The following is a 20303-nucleotide window of genomic DNA, read 5'->3' as shown; positions in this document are numbered from 1 at the left end:
CCTGGACGAAGAGCAGCCACCCATGGGGTGGCTCTACCCTGGTCGGCGGCGGGTAGCGCCACGCCATGCGTGGCTGGGCTTTACCCGTACACCTGGACGAAGAGCAGCCACCCATGGGGTGGCTCTACCCTGGCGCTGGCGGCGCCCGGGCTCAGTGCTGCTTCGGCGTGCTGGGCCCGCAGCTGTCGCAGCCGCCGCACGCGCCGCCGCCGCCGCTGGCCGGCGGGGCCACCTTGCGGCCCAGCGCCTGCAGCCAGGCCGCGCGCTGCGGCTTCACCAGCGCCAGCGCCAGCACACCGCGCGCCTTGCGCACCACGCCGGGGAACTGCTTCTTCAGCACGACCCAGGCGCTGGCCAGCACGATCAGCGCCACCACAACGTACTGCAGCAGCAGGCCGGTGGCCATCAGCCGCCTCCCAGCGCCACGGTCACCTGGTAGGTGACCAGCGCGGCGATGTAGGCCGCGGCGAACAGGTACACGGTGGCGAACCCGACCTGCTTCCACGAGTTGGTCTCGCGCTTGATCGTGGCCAGCGTGGAAATGCACATCGGGGCGTAGATGAACCACACCAGCAGCGACAGGCCCGTGGCCAGCGACCAGCCATGGGCGACCACGGGGGTCAGGGCCTGGATGGCGGCATCGTCATCGGCGGCGGACAGCGCGTAGATGGTGGCCAGCGAGGAGACCGCCACTTCGCGCGCGCCCATGCCCGGGATCAGCGCGATGCAGATCTGCCAGTTGAAGCCCAGCGGCGCGAAGAACACCGCCATGGCATGGCCGATCTGGCCGGCGTAGCTGTAATCGATGGCCGGCATGGTGGCGTTGGCCGGCGCCCCCGGGAAGGACAACAGCACCCACAGCAGGATGGTCAGCGACAGGATGATGCCGCCCACCCGCTTGAGGAAGATCATGCCGCGTTCGTACAGGCCCACCGCCAGGTCGCGCGGGTGCGGGATGCGGTAGGACGGCAGCTCCAGCATCAGCGGATGCTCGCTCTTGTCGCGGCGCCACTTCTTCATCACCCAGGACATCGCCAGCGCACTGAGGATGCCCGCCACGTACAGGCCGAACAGCACCAGCCCCTGCTGGCTGACAAAACCCCACAGGGTCTTCTGCGGAATGAACGCGCCGATCAGCAGCGCATACACCGGCAGCCGTGCCGAACAGGTCATCAGCGGCGCCACCAGGATCGTGGCCAGGCGGTCACGCGGGTCCTGGATGCTGCGCGTGGCCATGATCCCCGGCACCGCACAGGCAAAACTGGACAGCAGCGGGATGAACGAGCGCCCGGACAGGCCGGCCGAGGCCATCATGCGATCCAGCAGGAAGGCCGCGCGCGGCAGATAGCCCGACTCCTCCAGTGCCAGGATGAAGGCGAACAGGATCAGGATCTGCGGCAGGAACACCACCACCCCGCCCACGCCGGCGATGATGCCGTCGGTCAGCAGGCTGGTCAGCGGGCCCTCGGGCAACACCGCCCCGACGGTCTCGCCGAGCCAGCCGAAGCCGGCCTCGATACCGTCCATCAGCGGCGTGGCCCAGGCGAACACCGCCTGGAAGATCAGGAACATGACCACCACCAGGGTGACCAGGCCATACACCGGGTGCAGCAGCCAGCGGTCCAGCGCGTCGTCGACCTTGGCGGTGCGGGTGGGCATGCTCACCGCCGCGGCCAGGATCGCGCGCACCTGCACGTGGTAGTCGGTATCGGCCGCCGGCAATGCCACCGGCGCCTGCAGGTGCGGCACCATCGCATCGAGCCGCTCCACCAGCGCCTGCGCGCCGTTGCGGCGCACTGCAACGGTTTCCACCACCGGCACGCCCAGGGCCTGCTCCAGGGCGGGCACGTCGATCTTGATGCCGCGGCGCTCGGCCGCATCCACCATGTTCAAGGCCACGATCATCGGCTTGCCCAGCTCGCGCAGTTCCAGCGCGAAGCGCAGGTGCAGGCGCAGGTTGGTGGCATCGATCACGCACAGCAGCACGTCCGGCGCGGCCTCGCCCGGGTAGAAACCCCGGCACAGGTCGCGGGTGATGGCCTCGTCCAGGCTGGCAGGCTGCAGGCTGTACGCGCCGGGCAGGTCGAGCACGGCGAACTCACGGCCCGACGGCGCGCGCAGGCGGCCTTCCTTGCGCTCCACGGTGACACCGGTGTAATTGGCCACCTTCTGGCGGCTGCCGGTCAGCTGGTTGAACAGCGCGGTCTTGCCGCTGTTGGGGTTGCCGACCAGGGCCACCCGCAGGGTCGCGGCGGCGTTCATGCGCCTGCTCCGGCCGGGGCGGCCTGCAGCAGCACGCGTTTGGCTTCGCTGCGACGCAGGGCGAACCGGGTAAAGCCGACCTGCACCAGCAGCGGCTCGCCGCCGATCGGCCCGAGGGCGACCAGGCGCACGTCTTCGCCCTTGACGAAGCCCAGCTCCTTGAGCCGGCGGGCGATGGCATCGTTTGCATGCAGTTCCTGCACCGAGTCCACCAGGGCGGAACGGTGCAGAGGCAGATCGGACAACGTCACGGAGCGCCTTCTTGCCAATCGGGAATGGTTATCAATTCTAGCATCGCCGCGCCGCGTCATTGCCGGTGCCCACTGGCCCGCTATGATCCGTACATGTATGGACTGACCGCAGACCCCCATGAGTGATGCATTAAGGATAGAACGCAGCGCCTCGGTGCTGACCCTGTGGCTGAACCGCCCCACCCTGCACAACGCCTTCGATGCGGCCCTGATCGCCCAGCTCACCGCGGCGCTGGCCGCGGCCGGCCGCGACGACCCGGTCCGGGGGGGGGTGCTGGGCGGGCAGGGCGCCACGTTCTCGGCCGGGGCGGGCATGCAGTGGATGCGCGGCATGGCCGCGGCCAGCGAAGAGGCCAACCGTCAGGATTCGCTGGCCCTGGCCCAGCTGATGCGCACCCTGGACGAGCTGCCCAAGCCCACCATCGCCCGCGTGCACGGGGCCGCGTTCGGCGGCGGCGTGGGCCTGGTGGCCTGCTGCGATATCGCCATTGCCAGCACCACCGCCCGCTTCGGCCTGACCGAAAGCCGGCTGGGCCTGCTCCCGGCGGTGATTTCGCCCTATGTGATCGAGGCCATCGGCACCCGTCAGGCCCGCCGCTGGTTCGCGACCGGCGAGCATTTCGACGCCGACACCGCGCTGCGGATCGGCCTGGTCCACCAGTTGATCGAGCCTGAGCGCATCGACGAAGCGGTGCAGCGCCAGCTGGGGCTGCTGGACAAGGCCGGCCCGATCGCCTCGGCCTCGGCCAAGGAGCTGGTGCGCCGGGTCAGCGTGGGCCGCGACCGCGATGCGCTGGACCGCGACAACGCCGCGCTGATCGCCCGGCTGCGGGTGTCGGCCGAGGGCCAGGAGGGCCTGGGCGCCTTCCTGGACAAGCGCGCCCCGCATTGGGTCACCCAGGACTGAGGAGACTGCCATGCTCGACCACATCGGAATCCGCTGCGCCGATTTCAACCGCAGCCTCGCCTTCTTCCAGCACGCCCTGGCACCGCTGGGCATCACCGTGGTGATGCAGGTCAGCGCCGAACAGACCGGCGCCTACGCCCATGCCGGCTTCGGCCGCACCGGCAAGCCGGACTTCTGGATCGGCAATGCGCCCGGCGCCCACGGCGGCGTGCACGTGGCCTTCAGCACCGGCAGCCGCGCCGAGGTGGACGCCTTCCACGCCGCGGCACTGGCAGCCGGCGGCCGCGACAACGGCGGCCCGGGCATCCGCGAGCACTACCACCCCGATTACTACGGGGCCTTCGTGCTCGACCCGGACGGCAACAACATCGAAGCGGTCTGCCACCGCCCGGGCTGAGGCCCACGGGTCGCCCCCGGCGACCGATCGCCATCGCGGGCTGGCCGCTTTGCCGCCCATCCCGCGTATCCCCCTTTCGTGGCCCGCCGGGGAACGTGGGCCACCCTTCCCTGCCAGGTACCCCTGTGACCCCAGTTTTTTCCCTTCCGCAGCCTGCTGTGCGCCACCCCGTCCGCCGGGAGGCCCGCCATGGCCGATGACTTCGTCCGCATCGTCGAGGTCGGCCCGCGCGACGGGCTGCAGAACGAAGCCCAGCCGGTGGCCACCGCCGACAAGATCGAACTGATCCGGCAGCTGTCGCTGACCGGCCTGCGCACCATCGAAGCCACCAGCTTCGTCAGCCCGCGCTGGGTGCCGCAGCTGGCCGATGCGGCCGAGGTGTATGCCGGCATCGCGCGGCAGCCGGGCATCGCCTACCCGGTGCTGGTGCCCAACGAACAGGGCTACGACCGTGCGCGCGCGGTGGGCGTGCAGGAAGTGGCGGTGTTCACCGCCGCCTCGGAGGCCTTCAACCGCACCAACACCAACGCCGGCATCGACGAATCGCTGGCCCGTTTCGCACCGATCCTCGAACGGGCCAGGGCCGATGGCGTGAAGGTGCGTGGCTACGTCTCCACCGTGCTCGGCTGCCCCTACCAGGGCGAGGTCGCGGTGAGCGAGGTGGTGCGGGTGGCGCGCGCACTGCACGCGATGGGCTGTTACGAAATTTCGCTGGGCGACACCATCGGCGTGGGCACCCCGCGCAAGGCGCGCGCGATGCTGCACGCGGTGGCCGGCGAGCTGCCGATGGCGTCGCTGGCGGTGCATTTCCACGACACCTACGGCCAAGCCCTGGCCAACATCGACGCCTGCCTGGAAGAAGGCGTGCGCGTGGTCGACTCGGCCGTGTCCGGTGCCGGCGGCTGCCCCTACGCCAAGGGCGCCAGCGGCAACGTGGCCAGCGAGGACGTTGTCTACCTGCTGCACGGCATCGGCATGCGCACCGGCATCGACCTGCCCGCGCTGGCGACGACCGGCCGCTGGCTGGCCGCGCGCCTGGGCCGGGAGACCGGCAGCAAGGCCGGCAAGGCGCTGGCGGCCACATGAGCCGCCGCGGCCAGCGCCGGGACGTCGCGGTCGGTGACCACCTCACCGCCCACGTCCATGCGCTGGCTGCCATGGATCGCGCGCTGGCGCACCCGCCGCCGGAAGCCGACCTGCGCACCCTGCTGCGCGACGTGCAGCAGGCCCTGCAGGAAGCCATGGACGAACGGCAACTGGCGCTGCGCCGTTACGCGGCCCTGTTCGATGCCGTGCCCGACCCGGTCAGCATCCTCAGCGACACCGGCGTGGTGCTGGACCTCAACCAGGCCGGCGTGCGCGCCTACGGCCGCCCGCGCGAAGACATCGTCGGGCAGCCGATCGAACTGCTCAACCCGGACCTGCCCGGCGACCACCTCGACCCGGTCTGGGAGGCCCTGCGCCGGGGCGAAACCTACGTCATCGAAGTCACCAACATGCGCGGCGACGGCAGCCGCTTCCCGGTGGAAGTGCATTCGGCCGGTTTCGAGCACCAGGGCGACCACTGCATCGTGGCGGTGGCGCGCGACCTGAGCAGCCGCTGGCAGGCCGAGTCGCGTTACCGGCTGCTGATGGAATCCATCGACAAGGGCGTGATCCTGTTCGACACGCACCTGCGCGTGGTCTCGGCCAACCCGGCCGCGCACCGCATCCTGGGCACCGCCGGCAACGGTGGCAGCCTGCAGGCCATGCTGGCCCCCGACGACTGGATCTGCGTGGACGAACACGGCCACCCGCTCACCCGCGACCAGTGGCCGGCGGCGGTGTCCCTGCGCACCGGGCGGATCATCCGCAGCACCATCGTGGGCCTGTACCACCGGCCGCGCGGGCGGATGATCTGGATCTCCACCACCAACGTGCCGGTGTTCGGCACCGGCCGCGACTGCCCGGACCACGTCTTCGGGATGTTCAGCGACATCACCGAGCTCAAGCGCACCAACGCCCTGTTCGACCGCGCCCAGTCGCTGGCGCACATCGGTGGCTGGGAATGGGATCGCGGCCTGCAACGGCTGTACCTGACCGACGAGGCCAGTCGCATCCTCGGCCAGACGCCGCCCGTGCATGACATGGCCCACCTGCTGGACTGCCTGCGCGTGGACGACCGCCTGCAACTGCAACAGGCGCTGCTGGACGTGGTGGACAAGCAGGCCCCGTTCGAACTGGAGCTGCAGGGCCAGCGCAGCGACGGGCATTCGTTCTGGGTGCGCATGATCGGCGAGGCCGAGGCCGGCGACGTGGATGCCGCGCGCATCGCGGGCACCGTGCAGGACATCACCGCACGCAAGCAGGCCGAGGAAACCCTGCGCATCCAGGCGCGCACCGACCCGCTGACCGGCATCATGAACCGCGATGCGGTGCTCAACGACCTGTCCACCCGCATGGCCAACCCCACCCATTGCCGGGTGGCGGTGCTGTATATCGACCTGGACCGCTTCAAGACCGTCAACGACCTGCTCGGCCACAATGCCGGCGACGAGCTGCTGATCGACGCCACCCGCCGCATCGCCACCGCGATCGGCACCGAGGGGCTGCTGGCACGCTTTGGCGGCGACGAGTTCCTGGTGGTGTGCGACACCCGCGACCAGGCCGACCAGCCCGAGCGCCTGGCCGAAGCGATCACGCGCGGCTTCAGCACGCCGTTCCGCTTCGGCAGCGACGAGTTCGCGGTGACCACCAGCATCGGCATCGCGCGCGCCCCGCAGGACGGCCTGCGCCCGCAGCAGCTGATCCAGAACGCCGACATCGCCATGTACGACTGCAAGCGGCGCACCCGCAACGGCTGGCAGGTGTTCTCCCCGGAACTGGCGCAGCGCCAGCATGACCGCCTGCAGATCGAGAGCCGCCTGCACCGCGCGTTGGACGATGACGAGTTCCACCTGGTCTACCAGCCCCAGGTGAACCTGCACGATGGGCGCATGGTGGCGGCCGAGGCGCTGATCCGCTGGCGCAACTCGCAGCTGGGCGAACTGCGCCCGGACATCTTCATCGGCCATGCCGAGAGCACCGGGGACATCGTGCGGATCGGGCTGTGGGTGCTGCGCGAGGCGTGCCGCCAGGTGCGCGAGTGGCAGGATGCCGGGCTGGGCATCGTGCGGGTGGCGGTGAACGTGTCCTACCGCCAGTTCGTGGGCGAGGACCTGGCCCGCAACGTGCGCCAGGTGCTGGACGAATTCGGCCTGCCCGGCAGCGCGCTGGAACTGGAGTTCACCGAGCGGGTGCTGATCGAGGACGCGCCGGACACCCTGCAGACCTTCGCGCGCCTGCGCGAGATGGGCGTGCTGCTGACCATCGATGATTTCGGCGAGGGCTACAGCGCGCTCAACTACCTGCGCCGGCTGCCCATCCACGGCCTCAAGCTGAGCCAGCTGTTCGTGGAAGGCGTGCCCGGCAACCGCTCCGACGAGGCGGTGTGCGAGGCGGTCTGCGGGATCGCGCGCAGCCTGGGCCTGGGCCTGGTCGCCGAGGGCATCGAATCGGAGCCGCAGCGGCGTTTCCTGCAGTCGCTGGGCGTCTCGGTGGGCCAGGGCTTCCTGTTCGCCCCGGGCCTGCCCGCCGACGAATTTGCCCGGCGGCTGTCGCACCGGCGCTGAGCTGGGCGCAGTGCACAACGGCGACAGCGCCGGCTTCCGCTAGAATCGGCGGTTCTTGAACCTGCGGAACCCCGCCATGCTGCTGTCTTCTGTCCGTGCCGTCATCACCGGTGGCGTCTCCGGCCTCGGCCTGTCCGTGGCCCAGTACTTGGTCGCCCACGGCGCCAAGGTCGCGCTGTTCGACCTCAATGACGACAAGGGCGCCGCAGCCGTGGCCGCGCTCGGCCCGGGCAACGCCCGTTACTTCAACACCAACGTGAGCGACGAGGCCGCCGTGGCCGCGCAGATCGATGCCGCGCACGACTTCCTGGGCGGGCTCAACGCCGCCATCAGCTGCGCCGGCATCCTCGGTGCCGGCCGCGTGCTGGGCAAGGAAGCGCCGATGCCGCTGGCCAGTTTCCAGGCCACGGTGATGGTCAACCTGGTGGGCAGTTTCAACGTGGCCAAGGCCGCGGCCAACCGCATGCAGCACAACGCCCCGGGCGAGGACGGCGAGCGCGGGGTCATCATCAATACCGCCAGCGTGGCCGCCTACGAAGGCCAGATCGGCCAGGCCGCCTATGCCGCCTCCAAGGGCGGCGTGGTCAGCATGACCCTGCCGATGGCGCGCGAGCTGTCGCGGTTCGGCATCCGCGTGATGACCATCGCCCCGGGCATCTTCTGGACGCCGATGGTCGATGGCATGCCGCCGGCGGTGCAGGAATCGCTGGCCGCCTCGATCCCGTTCCCGCCGCGGCTGGGCAAGCCGGAAGATTTTGCCGGCCTGGTCGGCCACATCCTGGGCAATGCCTACCTCAACGGCGAAACCATCCGCCTGGACGGTGCCGTGCGCCTGGCGCCCAAGTAAGACCCACCCCCGCATCCCGCCGGGCGCCCGGTCTGGCGCCCCGACCTCCCACGAACCGACCTCCAGTCCATGAAAGCCAACGACATCAAGAAAGGCAACGTCGTCGAATACAACAACGGCGTCTACCAGATCCGCGACATCGAGCGCAGCTCGCCGCAGGGCCGCGGCGGCAACGTCCGCTTCCGCTTCATCATGTACAGCGTGCCCGGCGGCAACAAGCTGGACGCCAGCTTCGATGCCGACGACAACCTGCCCGAAGTCGAACTGCTGCGCCGGCAGTCCACCTATTCCTACAAGGACGGCGACGCGTTCGTGTTCCTGGATGACGAGGACTACACCCCGTACATGGTCGATGCCGACGTGCTGGGCGACGACGCCGGTTACATCACCGACGGCCTGACCGGCATCTACGTGCAGGTCATCGACGAAACCCCGGTGGGCGTGCAGCTGCCGACCAGCGTGGTGCTGGAAGTGGTGGAAACCCCGCCGGAAATGAAGGGCGGCACCGCCACCAAGCGGCCCAAGCCGGCCAGGCTCAGCACCGGCATCGAAATCATGGTGCCCGAGTACATCGCCAACGGCGAACGCGTGCTGGTCAACACCACCACGGGTGAGTTTGCCGGCCGTGCCGACTAAGCGCGTCGCGCTGCTGGCCTGCCTGACCCTGCTCGCGGCGTGTTCGCCGCGGGCAGCGGACGGCGGCGGGGAGGCGGCGGCGCCGGCGGCGCCGGCGGCGCAGCAGGCACCGGATGCGGTGACCGCGACAGTGCCTGCCATCGCCCCGCCACCTGCCGACCCGGGCAGTGGCGACGGCAACCCAACGGGCACGGCGCCCGTGGAATCTGATGTGAATGTGGACTGCGACGTGCCGGGGGTGATCGGCGACCCGGACGATCACCGCATCTACTGCGCGATGCCTGCCGACGTGCGCGCCTTCATCGAGCGCGAGAACACCTGCCAGCACTTTGCCGGCGAGGAGCCCTACGACGCGCAGCGGCGCAAGGAACTGGAAGATGCGATGGATGAGGTGTGCAGCGACCGCGAACGTCGTTTCGCCGCACTTTATGCAACGCACCACGACGACTGCGTGATCCGTCACGCCATGATCGGGTTCGGCAACCGCTATGACCTGTTCACCGATGTCGCCCCGGACTACTGCCGTCCGCAGGACGTGCGCTGATCCACTCCCGGGTTACGGCCTGGCGGCCAGCGCCGGTGCACCGGCAAAATCGCCACAGCCGTGGTACTGCCGCGCGCCCACGGTCAGCATCGCCGTGGTACCGAAGGCCTTGCCGCTCATGTCGTCCTGGCACACGGTGCGCTGGAACGACAGCTTGACCTCGGTGCCATCGGCGGCCTTGCCCGACCAGCCGTCCTTGCCCTGGGTGGGGTTGTCGATGGCGAACGTGCGCTGCCCGTAGTCGGTTTCCACGCGCAGCTGCGGCGTGGCGCCGGCGGCCACCTCGGCCAGCCAGCCCGGCTCATTGCCGGTGGCACGGAAACCCACGTCCGTCACGGCGGCATCGGCCGCCGGCATCGGGGTTGGGCCCGCCTCGCCGGTGCCGGTGCAACGGCGCTCCGGCTCGCCCTTCAAGGCCAGCGTGCCGTCGGTGGTGCCCTTGGTCCAGAACGTGTTGCCCTGCGCGTCGGCATACTTCGCGCCGGAGGCGGCTTCCGCCGGCACCATCGCCAACGTGCGCTCGCCGACCACCACCGTGGCCGCGTCCTGCCCGTGATAGGTGGCCTGCACGGCGAGGTCGCCGCACTGGAAGTGGTAGCGGCGCTCGTCGGCGTCAGCCGCGACGGGTGCCGGGGGCGTCTGCTGGGCGGCCGGTGCGGCGACGGTGGCGTCGGGCTGCGCCGGTTGGCAGGCACCCAGGCCGGTCGCGATGGCCAGGCTCATCAGCCAGGGGGAAGCGCGCATGTGGAACTCCTTGCGGTTGTTGCAATCAGCCAACCATCCTAGCCCGCGCCCCGGGGCAGGAGGTGAAGCGGCACTGACTCTGCCCGGCCGCGCACACGCCTGCACCTGCGCCTTGCGGCCCGCAATACCCCGCGCCGCCGCTGGCTTCAGCGCGATGCCGGCGCGGTCGCTGCGTCGGCCTGGGCGAGCGCGCGCAGGCGCTGCCCCAACGTCGCCACGTTGGCTTCGGTGATGCGCAGTTCCTGCTGCTGGGCCGCCGGCAGGCGTGCGCGCAGCTGCTGCTGCAAGGCCACCCAGCCCGGCACCGCGCGTTCGCTGATCTGCGTCGCGGCGGCGGCAGCCGCCTCGCGCTCGCTGCCCAGCGGCAGCCCGTAGCCACCGGCGGGCACCAGCGCGGCGGGGCTGACCAGCTGGCCAGCATCGCCCAGCAAGGCCAGCAGCGACGCCCGCGCGTCATCCCCCGCGCGCGGGTCGCCCAGGGCGCGCTTGAGCACATCGCGTGCGCGCAGCTCCTCGCGCTGCCGCGCGGCCTGCTCCAGCAACAGCAAGGCAGCGGTGGCACGCAGCCCCCCCTGCTCCAGCCACGGCGTGCGCCGCGCCGCCGGCAGGCGCAGCCAGTCCTCGGCGTGGTCCGGGCCCAGCGCCAGTTCGGCGCGCGCTACCGCAAACAGCTGTTGGTAGTGGTCCTGCGCGGAGGCGAAGTAATAGCCCTGGCGCAGGGCCTGGTCGCGGTCGTCCAGCACCGCGCCATCGGCATGCCCCTGCCGCTGCAGCCGGTTGAGCAGCCCACGCGGGGTGATCCGGTTGAGGCCGGGGCTGGCCCAGCCCGGCACGCCCTCCTGCAGCAGTTTGCCGGTCTCCACCGCGCAGTTGTTGCTCACGAAGCGGTAGCGCCCGTCGTAGCTCCAATGCACCTGCGCCACCCGTTCCAGCAGCCCGGCGATCTGCGCCGGTGCCAGCCGCAGCGGCACCGAGGACAGTCCGCGTAGTTCCACCTGGGTGTATTCGTTGATGACCTGGTTGAGCGGCAGCACGAACAGCCGCGACGGATAGGCGCCGGTCAGGCCGCGCCAGCTGGAAATCTGCACGTCACCGACGAACGCGCGGAAAGACAACACCCGATGGTGCGCCAGGTCCAGGCGGCAGGCCGGCCCCGGCGCCCGCCCGGGCGCGCAGATCACCAGCCGCAGCATGCTGTGGCCCCAGCGGCTCATCAGCTGGTCGTTGCCCTCGGCCAGCAGGTAGTCCACCGCGTACACGCGCGCCGGGTCCAGTTGCAGCAAGGAGGCCGCGCCGCTGGCCTCCTCGCCCTGCACCAGCGGCAGGCGCGCATCGCATGGCGGGGTGACGTCCGCGCGCGGCCCGATCGTCGTGCCGAACCACGCGGCCAGTGCGGGGCGGCGGCAGGCATAGTCGGGATCGAGCAGGAAGTGTTCGGCGTTGACGGCCAGGAACTCGGCCGGGCTGGCGCGCTCGTAGTCGTCGGGGCTGCGCTGGCGGAACGCGTTGTCGCCGCGCCCCAGCCGCCACGGCCGCTGTTGCCAGCCGCTGAGGTCGCGCCAGCGCGCCGTGCGCGACCAGCCACCGGCCTGGCCACGGTCCAGCACATGGGCAATCTCGTGGATGAGCGCGGCCTGCACCGCACGCGACAGCGGCTGGTCGGGGTGCACCTCGTCTAGCAGCTGTCGGCGCAGGATGATGGTGCCGCCGCGCGCCCGCCCATGCACCTGGGCCGGCAACGTGGCGCTCCAGCGCACGCTGACCGCTTCGCCCAGCCTTGCCTGCCAACTGGCCGGCAGGGGTGTTTCGTCCAGCACCCGGCGGGCCGCCGCCTGCTGCCTGGCATCCAGGCCGTCGGCCTGCAGTTGCAGCGGCGAGGCGGCGTGGGCCAGTGGCGCGGCCATCCACGCCACCAGGACCGCCCAGCACCACCGGCGGGCCGGGTGGCGCGCGTGCATCAACGGGCCAGCAGGGTCCGGGCCAGGGCCAGGTCGCTGGCATCGCGCTGGGCGGCGTCACGCTCGCGCAGGTGCAGCAGCGCCGCTTCCAGGCGCGCGCCGCGGATGGCGCCGTCGCTGGCCACGAAGGCGGCCGCATCCTCGCGCGCATCGAGCACGATCTTGTCATCGTCCGAGCTGGACGAGCCGGCCGAGGAGGCACCGGAGGCCGACCCCGCCGACGAACCGGCAAAACTGGAGGCCAGCACCGGCAACGGCAGGGCAAGCACGGCAAGAAGCAGGATCGGACGCATCGTCATGGTGTCATTCGCGGTGGAAAGCACAGAGCGTATCGCCTGCGTGAAATCCTGTCGCGGCCTACGGGTCGAACAGCTTGCCGGGATTCAGCAGTCCTTCGGGATCAAACGCACGTTTGACCGCCTTCATCAAGGCGATTTCCGGCGCGCTGCGGGTGCTGTCCAGGTAGCCCTTCTTGACCAGGCCGATGCCATGTTCGGCCGAGATGCTGCCATCGAAGCGCGCCAGCACCTGGGCCAGCAGCGTGGTCACGTGCTCGCACTGGGTGAGGAAGTCCGCGGCGGCGGTGTCATCGGGCTTGAGCACGTTGATGTGCAGGTTGCCGTCGCCGATGTGGCCGAACCAGACCACGTCGAAATGCGGGTACGCCTGGCCGATCAGCGCCTGGGTTTCGGCCATGAACGCGGGCATCGCCGAGATCCGCACCGAGACATCGTTCTTGTAGGGCGTGTAGCGCGCCACGGCTTCGGTGATGCCCTCGCGCAGGCGCCACAGCTGGGCGGCCTGCGCCTCGCTCGCGCTGACCACGCCGTCGCTGACCCAACCCTGGGCCATGCATTCCTCGAAGGCGGCCATCGCGGCCGCTTCCTGCGCCTCGTCGCCGGCGGCGAACTCGGTGACCACGTAGAACGGATGCACCTCGGCGAACGGCGCCTGCGCGCCATGGGCGAGCACGTGCTCGAGCGCGCGGTCGGTGAAGAACTCGAAGGCCTGCAGCTGCAACCGCTCGCGGAACGCGGCAAACACCTGCATCAGCACCTCAAAGCTGGGCAGCGCCAGCAGCATGACGTTGCTGGCCGGCGGCGGATCGGTCAGCCGCAGCGTGGCTTCCACGATCACGCCCAGGGTGCCCTCGGAGGCGATCAGCAGTTGGCGGAAATCGTAGCCGCTGGAGTTCTTGATCAGGCCCTTGTTGAGCGTCAGCAGCTCACCGCTGGCGGTCACCACCTTCAGCCCGGCCACCCACTCGCGGGTGTTGCCGTAACGGATCACGCGGATGCCGCCGGCATTGGTGGCGATGTTGCCGCCGATCGAGCAGGACCCGCGCGCGGCGAAATCCACCGGGTAGATCAGGCCGTGTTCGAGCGCGGCGTTGTGCACCGCCTCCAGCGCCATGCCGGCCTGCACGGTGAGGGTGCGGTCCACGGCGTTGAAGGCCAGCGGCTTGTTCATGCGCTCCAGGCTGAGCACCAGCTCGCCGTGCGCGGCCACCGCGCCGCCGGACAGGCCGGTGCGGCCGCCGGAGGGCACCACCGCCACCTGCTGCGCGCTGGCCCAGCGCAGGATCGCCTGCACCTCCTCCACGCTGCCCGGCAGGGCGATCGCCAGCGGGGCCGGGGTCCAACGCCGGGTCCAGTCGCGCCCGTAATGCACCAGGTCGTCCGGCTCGGTCTTGAGCCGCAGCCCGGGGCAGTCCTGCAACAGCGAAGAAAGGCGCGGGTCGGTCATGGCAACGCAACGGGGCAAGGGACCTCCAAGCGTAGCAGACCGTCGCTGCCGGCCCGCCTGCGCCCCCGCGCAGCCGGGATGTCAACGGATGCATCTGAAACCATTGGCAGGCCATTGGCGCACTGCACAATCGGCGGGCCGTTCTGGCATAGTTGGGTGCTCCCGCCCACCACGCCACGCCCGCCCATGTCGCCGAAGAAGACCTCGTTCCCGAAGCAGGATATCCGCGTGCTGTTGCTGGAGGGGGTGAGCCAGACCGCGATCGACGTCTTCACCGCCGCCGGCTATTCGCAGATCGAGCTGCACAGCAAGGCGCTGCCCGAAGACGAGTTGAAGGCCCGCATCGCCGAGGCGCACATCGTGGGCATCCGCTCGCGCACCCAGCTCAGCGCTGAGGTGCTGGCTCACGCCAAGCGGCTGATGGCGGTGGGCTGCTTCTGCATCGGCACCAACCAGGTGGACCTGGACGCGGCCGAACTGGCCGGCATCCCGGTGTTCAACGCGCCCTACTCCAACACCCGCAGCGTGGCCGAGCTGGTCATCGCCGAAGCGATCATGCTCACCCGCGGCATCCCGCAGAAGAATGCCGAATGCCATCGCGGCGGCTGGTCCAAGTCGGCCACCGGCAGCCACGAAGTGCGCGGCAAGACGCTGGGCATCATCGGCTATGGCCACATCGGCACCCAGGTGGGCGTGATGGCCGAGGCGATGGGCATGCAGGTGATCTTCCACGACGTGGAAACCAAGTTGTCGCTGGGCAATGCACGCGCGGCGATCAGCCTGGACGACCTGCTGGCGCGGGCCGACATCGTGACCGTGCACGTGCCCGAGACACCGGCCACGCAGTGGATGATCGGTGCGGCCGAGCTGGCGCGGATGCGCCCGGGCGCCCACCTGATCAACGCCGCGCGCGGCACCGTGGTGGACATCGACGCCCTGGATGCGGCCCTGCACGCCGGGCATATCGGCGGCGCGGCGCTGGACGTGTTCCCGGTGGAACCCAAGGGCAATGGCGATGCGTTCGTCTCGCCGCTGACCGCGCACGACAACGTGATCCTGACCCCGCACGTGGGCGGCAGCACGCTGGAAGCGCAGGACAACATCGGCGTGGAAGTGGCCGCCAAGCTGGTGCGTTACAGCGACAACGGCAGCACCCTGTCGGCGGTCAACTTCCCCGAAGTCACCCTGCCCGAGCACGAGGACAGCCTGCGCCTGCTGCACATCCACCAGAACGTGCCGGGCGTGCTGTCCAAGGTCAACGAGATCTTCTCACGCCATAACGTCAACATCGACGGCCAGTTCCTGCGCACCGATGCGAAGGTCGGCTACGTGGTGATCGACATCACCGCCAGCGAGGCCCAGGCCGGCGCGGTGCGTGATGAGCTGGCCGCCATCGCCGGCACGTTGCGCACGCGCGTGTTGTATTGATCCGCAATGGGCGGCGGGACGACCCACGGCCGTCCCCTGCCCGCTAGGTATCGACCGTCGGTCGATACGCCGGTCTACCGCGCCAGCCACCTTTTGGCCATGCGCGGCAGCGAATCGTCGCCGTCCGGGGTCTCGATGAGTGCTGCGGCCACGTCGGTGATCTCGCGCCAGGCCAGCGCCAGCGATTCCTCGCTGATCGCGAACTGCTCGCTGCCCAGCGCACGCACCACGTAGCGGGCATCGTAGTGCCAGTGGCCGGGCACGTCCGGGCGCTCGGGGATCCAGTGCTTGTCGATGTCGAACAGTGCTTCCTCCTCCAGCACCAGACCGGTCAGCCCCGATTCCTCCTCGGCTTCCTTCAGCGCCACCCGGGCCAGGTCGCGGTCGCCATCGGCGTGGCCGCCCAGCTGCAGCCAGCGGCCCAGCTTGCGGTGATGGGTGAGCAGCACGCGCTGCCCGTCGGCGCTGACCAGCCAGGCGCTGCCGGTGAAATGGCCGGCCAGGCGCTCGCGCCGGAAGGGGTTTTCCGGATCGTCCAAAAGTATGCTGAATTCGTCAGCCAGCGCGGCGTGGGCCGGGTGGCGGTGCGCATGGTCGGCCAGTTGCGCGCGCAGTTGGGCATCAGTAACGACAATGGATTCAGGGTTCATCTGCATGGCAGCGGGGGGTTCGGGCGGAATTTGTCGATTATCGCCGGCTCATGCTGCATTTGTGCTTGTGCGCAGGCTTCAGCTTTGGCTAAGGTACAGCGGGCCCCGCTCCGCAGGGGCGCCCAGTTGCCATCAGGGCGCGCGGCAATGTACCGCGTGCCTCACCTTTGTCCATTTAGGGAAGCACTGCATGCTGAAGTCTCTGTTGAGGGTCAAACCGGTCGAACCCGCCGGGCACGTCGATGCCGGCGAGCCCATCGAAGGCAGCCTGGACGGCGAAGCCACACTGAAACGGACCCTCACAGCCAAACACCTCATCATGCTTGGCATCGGCGCAGTGATCGGCGCCGGCATTTTCGTGCTTACCGGCCAGGCCGCGGCCAACCATGCGGGGCCGGCGGTGATGCTGTCCTTCGTGTTCGCCGGCATCGCCTGCGCACTGGCCGGCCTGTGCTACGCCGAATTCGCGGCGATGATGCCGGTCTCCGGCAGCGCCTACTCCTACTCCTATGCCACCCTCGGCGAAGGCATGGCCTGGTTCATCGGCTGGTGCCTGGTGCTGGAATACCTGTTCGCCTCGGCCTCGGTCGCGGTGGGTTGGTCGGCGTACCTGATCAGTTTCATCACCACCACGCTGCACATGCCCTTCCCCGATGCGCTCAGTGCCGCACCGATCGCCTGGGACGGCCATCAGTTCGCCGCCTCGGGCAAGCTGTTCAACCTGCCGGCGGTACTGATCGTGGCGGCGGTGACCGGCCTGCTGTACGTGGGCGTGACCCAGTCCGCGTTCGTCAATGCGATCATCGTGGCGATCAAGGTCTTCGTGATCTGCCTGTTCGTCGGCATCGGCGCGGCGCACGTGGACCCGGCCAACTGGCATCCCTTCATCCCCGAGAACACCGGCGTGTCCGGCGAGTTCGGCTGGAGCGGCGTGTTCCGCGCGGCCACCATCGTGTTCTTCGCCTACATCGGCTTCGACGCGGTCTCCACCGCGGCCGGTGAAACCAAGGACCCGCAGCGCAACATGCCGATCGGCCTGCTCGGCTCGCTGGCGGTCTGCACCATCGTCTACATCATCGTCTGCGCCGTGCTGACCGGCATGCTGCCCTACCACCTGCTGGGCACCGACAAGCCGGTGGCCACCGCACTGGAGGCCTACCCGAGCCTGTCCTGGCTGAAGACCGCCGTGGAAATCGGCGCCATCGCCGGCCTGTCCTCGGTGGTGCTGGTGATGATGATGGGCCAGACCCGCATCGCCTACACGATCTCCCGCGACGGCCTGCTGCCCAAGGTGTTCGGCAAGGTCCACGCGCGCTTCCGCACCCCGTACTGGGCCACGATCGTGGTGGGCGTGATCGCCGCCGCGCTGGCCGGCATGGTGCCGCTGAACGTGCTGGGCGAGCTGGTGTCGATGGGCACCCTGCTGGCCTTCGCCACGGTCTGCGTGGGCGTGCTGATCCTGCGCTACACCCGCCCGGAGCTGCCGCGCCCGTTCCGCGTGCCGCTGGTGTGGGTGATCTGCCCACTGGGCGCGCTGTCGTGCCTGTTCCTGTTCTGGCAGGCGTTCGTGGTGCATTGGCACCTGTTCGTGGGCTGGACCGTGCTGGGCCTGCTGATCTATTTCGGCTACGGCATGCGCCACAGCAAGCTCAACAAGCCCTCGCCCTGATGCACCGACGGGCCGGCCGGTTGGCCGGCCCGTTCCACATACGCCTTATCGACAAGAAACCACACCATGTTCAAGCAACTGTGGGCCACCAAGCACCCGCACGCCGCCCATGAAGACGCCAACGGCCTGAGCCTGCGCCGCACGCTGGGCCCGTGGGGCCTGACCGCCCTGGGCATCGGCGCGGTGATCGGCGGCGGCATCTTCGTCATCACCGGCCAGGCCGCGGCCAACCATGCCGGCCCGGCGATCATGCTGTCCTTCGTGCTGGCCGCCATCTGCTGCGCGTTCTGCGCGATGGCCTATGCCGAATTCGCGGCGATGGTGCCGGTGTCCGGCAGCGCCTATACCTATACCTACGCCACCTTCGGCGAGCTGTCGGCCTGGTTCATCGGCTGGATGCTGGTGCTCGAATACGGCGTCTCGGCCTCGGCCGTGGCGGTGAGCTGGACCGGCTATTTCCTCAGCCTGCTCAGCCATTTCGACATCCACCTGCCGGCGGCACTGGTCAGCGCGCCGCTGGACGCACAGCTGCGCCCGACCGGGGCGATCGCCAACCTGCCCGCCGCGGTGCTGGTGCTGCTGCTCACCTGGCTGTGCTACGTGGGCATCAGCAAGTCCTCGGCGATGAACATGGCCATGGTGGTGCTCAAGACCGGGCTGATCATCCTGGTGATCGTGGCCGGCTGGAAATATGTGGACACCGCCAACTGGACCCCGTTCATCCCCGCCAACGAGGGACCCGGCAAGTACGGCATGGAAGGCGTGCTGCGTGGCGCGGCAATGGTGTTCTTCGCCTACATCGGCTTCGAGGCGGTGTCGGTGGCCGCGCAGGAATCGCACAAGCCCCAGCGTGACATGCCCATCGGCATGCTGCTGTCGCTGGTGATCTGCACGGTGCTGTACATCGCCATGGCCGCGGTGATGACCGGGCTGGTGCCGTACACGCTGCTGGGCACCGACGAACCGGTGGTCACCGCCGTGGCGGCGCACCCGCAACTGGGCTGGCTGCGCATCATCGTGGAAATCGGCGCGCTGATCGGCCTGTCCTCGGTGGTGCTGGTGATGATCATCGGGCAGCCGCGCATCTTCATGATCATGGGCCGCGACGGACTGCTGCCGCCGGTGTTCACCAAGATCCATCCCAAGTACCGCACCCCGCACATCAACACGGTCATCACCGGCATCGGCATCGCCCTGCTGGCCGCGTTGTTCCCGCTGGACATCCTGGGCGAGCTGACCTCGATGGGCACGCTGATCGCCTTCGCCGCCGTGTGCGCCGGGGTGCTGATCCTGCGCCGCACCCAGCCGGACCTGCCGCGCCCGTTCCGCATGCCGATGGCCTGGCTGATCTGCACCCTGGGCGTGCTCAGCTGCATCGCGCTGCTGACGGCGATGACCGCGCACAACTGGATGCTGATGGGCATCTGGACCGCGGTCGGCTTTGCGATCTACTTCGGCTACGGCTACCGGCACAGCCGCCTGCGCGCTGGCGGCGGCCGATAGAGGTAGTGCCGGCCGCTAGGGGTAGTGCCGGCCGCTGGCCGGCAGCACGCACACCCGGCAGATCCACGAACCCCGGTCGTGCCGGCCGCTGGCCGGCAGCACGCACACCTCGGCGGTTCATGAAACCCCGGCCAACGGCCGGCACGACCGAGGGCGTGTCCGGGTTCATGAGAGGCCCGCCGCACGGCGGGCGCGCCAAACCCGGCGGCGCGCCGTAAAATGGCCGCATGAACGCCCCCTCCTACCCCTACGACTCCGCCCGCCTGAGCGACCTGGCCCAGGTGCTGATCGACAACGTCCGCGAGCTGGCCCAGGCCGGGTGGACGCCGGCGACCAGCAGCAACTTCTCCCACCGCCTGGATAACCGCCACGCCGCGATCACCGTGTCCGGCAAGGACAAGGGGCGGCTGGTGGAGGACGACATCATGGTGGTGGACTTCGACGGCAAGGCCGTCGGCCGCCCACTGCGTCCGTCCGCCGAGACCCTGCTGCACACCCAGCTGTACCGCCGTTTCCCGGAAATCGGCTGCGTGCTGCACACCCATTCGCCGGTGCAGACCGTCGCCTCGCGCCTGTATGCGCCGCAGGGCCATGTCCGCCTGGAGGGCTACGAGCTGCTCAAGGCCTTCCACGGCAACAGCACCCACGAAATGGCCATCGACGTGCCGGTGTTTGCCAACACCCAGGACATGGACGTGCTGTCGGCGCAGGTGGACGCGCTGCTGGACCAGCAGTGCCTGTGGGGCTACCTCATCGACGGCCACGGCCTGTATGCCTGGGGCCGCGACATGGCCGAAGCACGCCGCCACCTGGAGGCGTTCGAGTTCCTGTTCCACTGTGAACTGGAACTGCGCCGCCTGCGAGGCTGAATCCGGAGCGCTCACATGGCCGATGGAAATCTGACCCCGCCGCGCCACGCTGCTACCCTACCCGTCCCCCCGACGTCCAAGCTGCCGCCATGAGCCGACTGCGCATCTACAACGACACCGCCCCCGACGCCCCGTTGCTGGACTCCCAGGACGGCGCGCTGATCGCTGCCGAACTGCAGCGGATCGGCGTCACCTTCGAGCGCTGGCAGGCCAGCCAGCCGGTCGCCCCGGGCGCCAGCCAG

The 20303-nt window shown here is 69.6% G+C and carries 19 protein-coding genes and 1 pseudogene; 12 read left to right on the top strand and 8 right to left on the bottom strand.

All coding sequences use genetic code 11. The features are described from left to right. Positions 1–151 precede the first annotated feature (151 nt). The 3 genes from RSA25_RS11800 to RSA25_RS11790 are packed head-to-tail and all read right to left on the bottom strand — an operon-like array spanning position 152 to position 2513. A complete protein-coding gene (locus RSA25_RS11800; RefSeq protein WP_332809070.1) occupies positions 152–406 on the bottom strand; it encodes a DUF6587 family protein in 255 nt (84 codons plus the stop codon). Then, positions 406–2262, bottom strand: coding sequence for a ferrous iron transport protein B (feoB, locus tag RSA25_RS11795; protein ID WP_332809069.1), 1857 nt, complete (start codon positions 2260–2262; stop codon positions 406–408). The genes RSA25_RS11800 and feoB overlap by 1 nt, the downstream gene beginning before the upstream one ends. Further along, on the bottom strand, positions 2259–2513 hold the full coding sequence (locus RSA25_RS11790) for a FeoA family protein (protein ID WP_332809068.1): 255 nt from the start codon (positions 2511–2513) through the stop codon (positions 2259–2261). Before RSA25_RS11790 ends, feoB begins: the two co-directional genes overlap by 4 nt. 118 nt (positions 2514–2631) lie before the next feature. On the opposite strand from RSA25_RS11790, the gene RSA25_RS11785 reads away from it, so the two are divergent. From RSA25_RS11785 to RSA25_RS11755, 7 genes are all read left to right on the top strand, one after another. Further along, on the top strand, positions 2632–3420 hold the full coding sequence (locus RSA25_RS11785; RefSeq protein ID WP_332809067.1) for an enoyl-CoA hydratase-related protein: 789 nt from the start codon (positions 2632–2634) through the stop codon (positions 3418–3420). Between the two features lie 10 nt (positions 3421–3430). Beyond that, complete coding sequence (locus tag RSA25_RS11780) at positions 3431–3817, top strand: VOC family protein (RefSeq protein WP_332809066.1); 387 nt, start codon at positions 3431–3433, stop codon at positions 3815–3817. Between the two features lie 189 nt (positions 3818–4006). Beyond that, positions 4007–4903: a hydroxymethylglutaryl-CoA lyase gene (locus tag RSA25_RS11775; protein WP_332809065.1), complete on the top strand. Its 897-nt coding sequence runs from the start codon at positions 4007–4009 to the stop codon at positions 4901–4903. Then, entirely contained in the window at positions 4900–7467 is a 2568-nt protein-coding gene (locus RSA25_RS11770; RefSeq protein ID WP_332809064.1) for an EAL domain-containing protein, read from the top strand. The genes RSA25_RS11775 and RSA25_RS11770 overlap by 4 nt, the downstream gene beginning before the upstream one ends. Positions 7468–7543: 76 nt before the next feature. Continuing rightward, positions 7544–8314 carry an SDR family NAD(P)-dependent oxidoreductase gene (locus tag RSA25_RS11765; RefSeq protein WP_332809063.1) on the top strand — a complete coding sequence of 257 codons (771 nt, stop codon included), beginning with the start codon at positions 7544–7546 and terminating at the stop codon, positions 8312–8314. A gap of 69 nt (positions 8315–8383) precedes the next feature. After that, positions 8384–8950: an elongation factor P-like protein YeiP gene (gene yeiP, locus RSA25_RS11760; RefSeq protein WP_332809062.1), complete on the top strand. Its 567-nt coding sequence runs from the start codon at positions 8384–8386 to the stop codon at positions 8948–8950. After that, the gene (locus RSA25_RS11755) at positions 8940–9494 is read left to right on the top strand and encodes a hypothetical protein (RefSeq protein ID WP_332809076.1); all 555 of its coding nucleotides are present in this window, start codon (positions 8940–8942) and stop codon (positions 9492–9494) included. The genes yeiP and RSA25_RS11755 overlap by 11 nt, the downstream gene beginning before the upstream one ends. A gap of 12 nt (positions 9495–9506) precedes the next feature. Here RSA25_RS11755 and RSA25_RS11750 read toward each other — a convergent pair whose 3' ends face one another. The 4 genes from RSA25_RS11750 to RSA25_RS11735 form a co-directional block, all read right to left on the bottom strand. Next, complete coding sequence (locus tag RSA25_RS11750) at positions 9507–10238, bottom strand: MliC family protein (protein WP_332809061.1); 732 nt, start codon at positions 10236–10238, stop codon at positions 9507–9509. Positions 10239–10384: 146 nt separating this feature from the next. Then, positions 10385–12142 carry a DUF4105 domain-containing protein gene (locus tag RSA25_RS11745; RefSeq protein WP_332809060.1) on the bottom strand — a complete coding sequence of 586 codons (1758 nt, stop codon included), beginning with the start codon at positions 12140–12142 and terminating at the stop codon, positions 10385–10387. A 53-nt stretch (positions 12143–12195) separates the two neighbouring features. After that, entirely contained in the window at positions 12196–12495 is a 300-nt protein-coding gene (locus RSA25_RS11740) for a DUF2388 domain-containing protein (protein WP_332809059.1), read from the bottom strand. A gap of 58 nt (positions 12496–12553) precedes the next feature. Beyond that, on the bottom strand, positions 12554–13942 hold the full coding sequence (locus tag RSA25_RS11735; protein ID WP_332809058.1) for an FAD-binding oxidoreductase: 1389 nt from the start codon (positions 13940–13942) through the stop codon (positions 12554–12556). Positions 13943–14128: 186 nt separating this feature from the next. Between RSA25_RS11735 and serA the strand changes: the two genes are divergently transcribed. After that, positions 14129–15370 carry a phosphoglycerate dehydrogenase gene (gene serA / locus RSA25_RS11730; RefSeq protein WP_332809057.1) on the top strand — a complete coding sequence of 414 codons (1242 nt, stop codon included), beginning with the start codon at positions 14129–14131 and terminating at the stop codon, positions 15368–15370. A gap of 74 nt (positions 15371–15444) precedes the next feature. Here serA and RSA25_RS11725 read toward each other — a convergent pair whose 3' ends face one another. Continuing rightward, positions 15445–16026, bottom strand: a complete 582-nt coding sequence (locus tag RSA25_RS11725; RefSeq protein WP_332809056.1) for an NUDIX hydrolase — start codon at positions 16024–16026, stop codon at positions 15445–15447. Between the two features lie 184 nt (positions 16027–16210). Here RSA25_RS11725 and RSA25_RS11720 point away from each other — a divergent pair, with 184 nt between their 5' ends. From RSA25_RS11720 to RSA25_RS11705, 4 genes and pseudogenes are all read left to right on the top strand, one after another. Next, a complete protein-coding gene (locus RSA25_RS11720; RefSeq protein WP_332809055.1) occupies positions 16211–17689 on the top strand; it encodes an amino acid permease in 1479 nt (492 codons plus the stop codon). Between the two features lie 66 nt (positions 17690–17755). Further along, the gene (locus RSA25_RS11715) at positions 17756–19192 is read left to right on the top strand and encodes an amino acid permease (protein WP_332809054.1); all 1437 of its coding nucleotides are present in this window, start codon (positions 17756–17758) and stop codon (positions 19190–19192) included. Between the two features lie 227 nt (positions 19193–19419). Beyond that, positions 19420–20061, top strand: coding sequence for a methylthioribulose 1-phosphate dehydratase (locus tag RSA25_RS11710; RefSeq protein ID WP_332809053.1), 642 nt, complete (start codon positions 19420–19422; stop codon positions 20059–20061). An 89-nt stretch (positions 20062–20150) separates the two neighbouring features. Next, positions 20151–20303: pseudogene (locus RSA25_RS11705) on the top strand (acireductone dioxygenase); the annotation flags it as partial.

It is taken from the genome of Stenotrophomonas sp. (assembly GCF_036662295.1).
Taxonomy (GTDB): Bacteria; Pseudomonadota; Gammaproteobacteria; order Xanthomonadales; family Xanthomonadaceae; genus Stenotrophomonas.
Note: the sequence above shows the minus strand (reverse complement) of the source record. Positions and strands in the feature narration are given on the sequence as shown.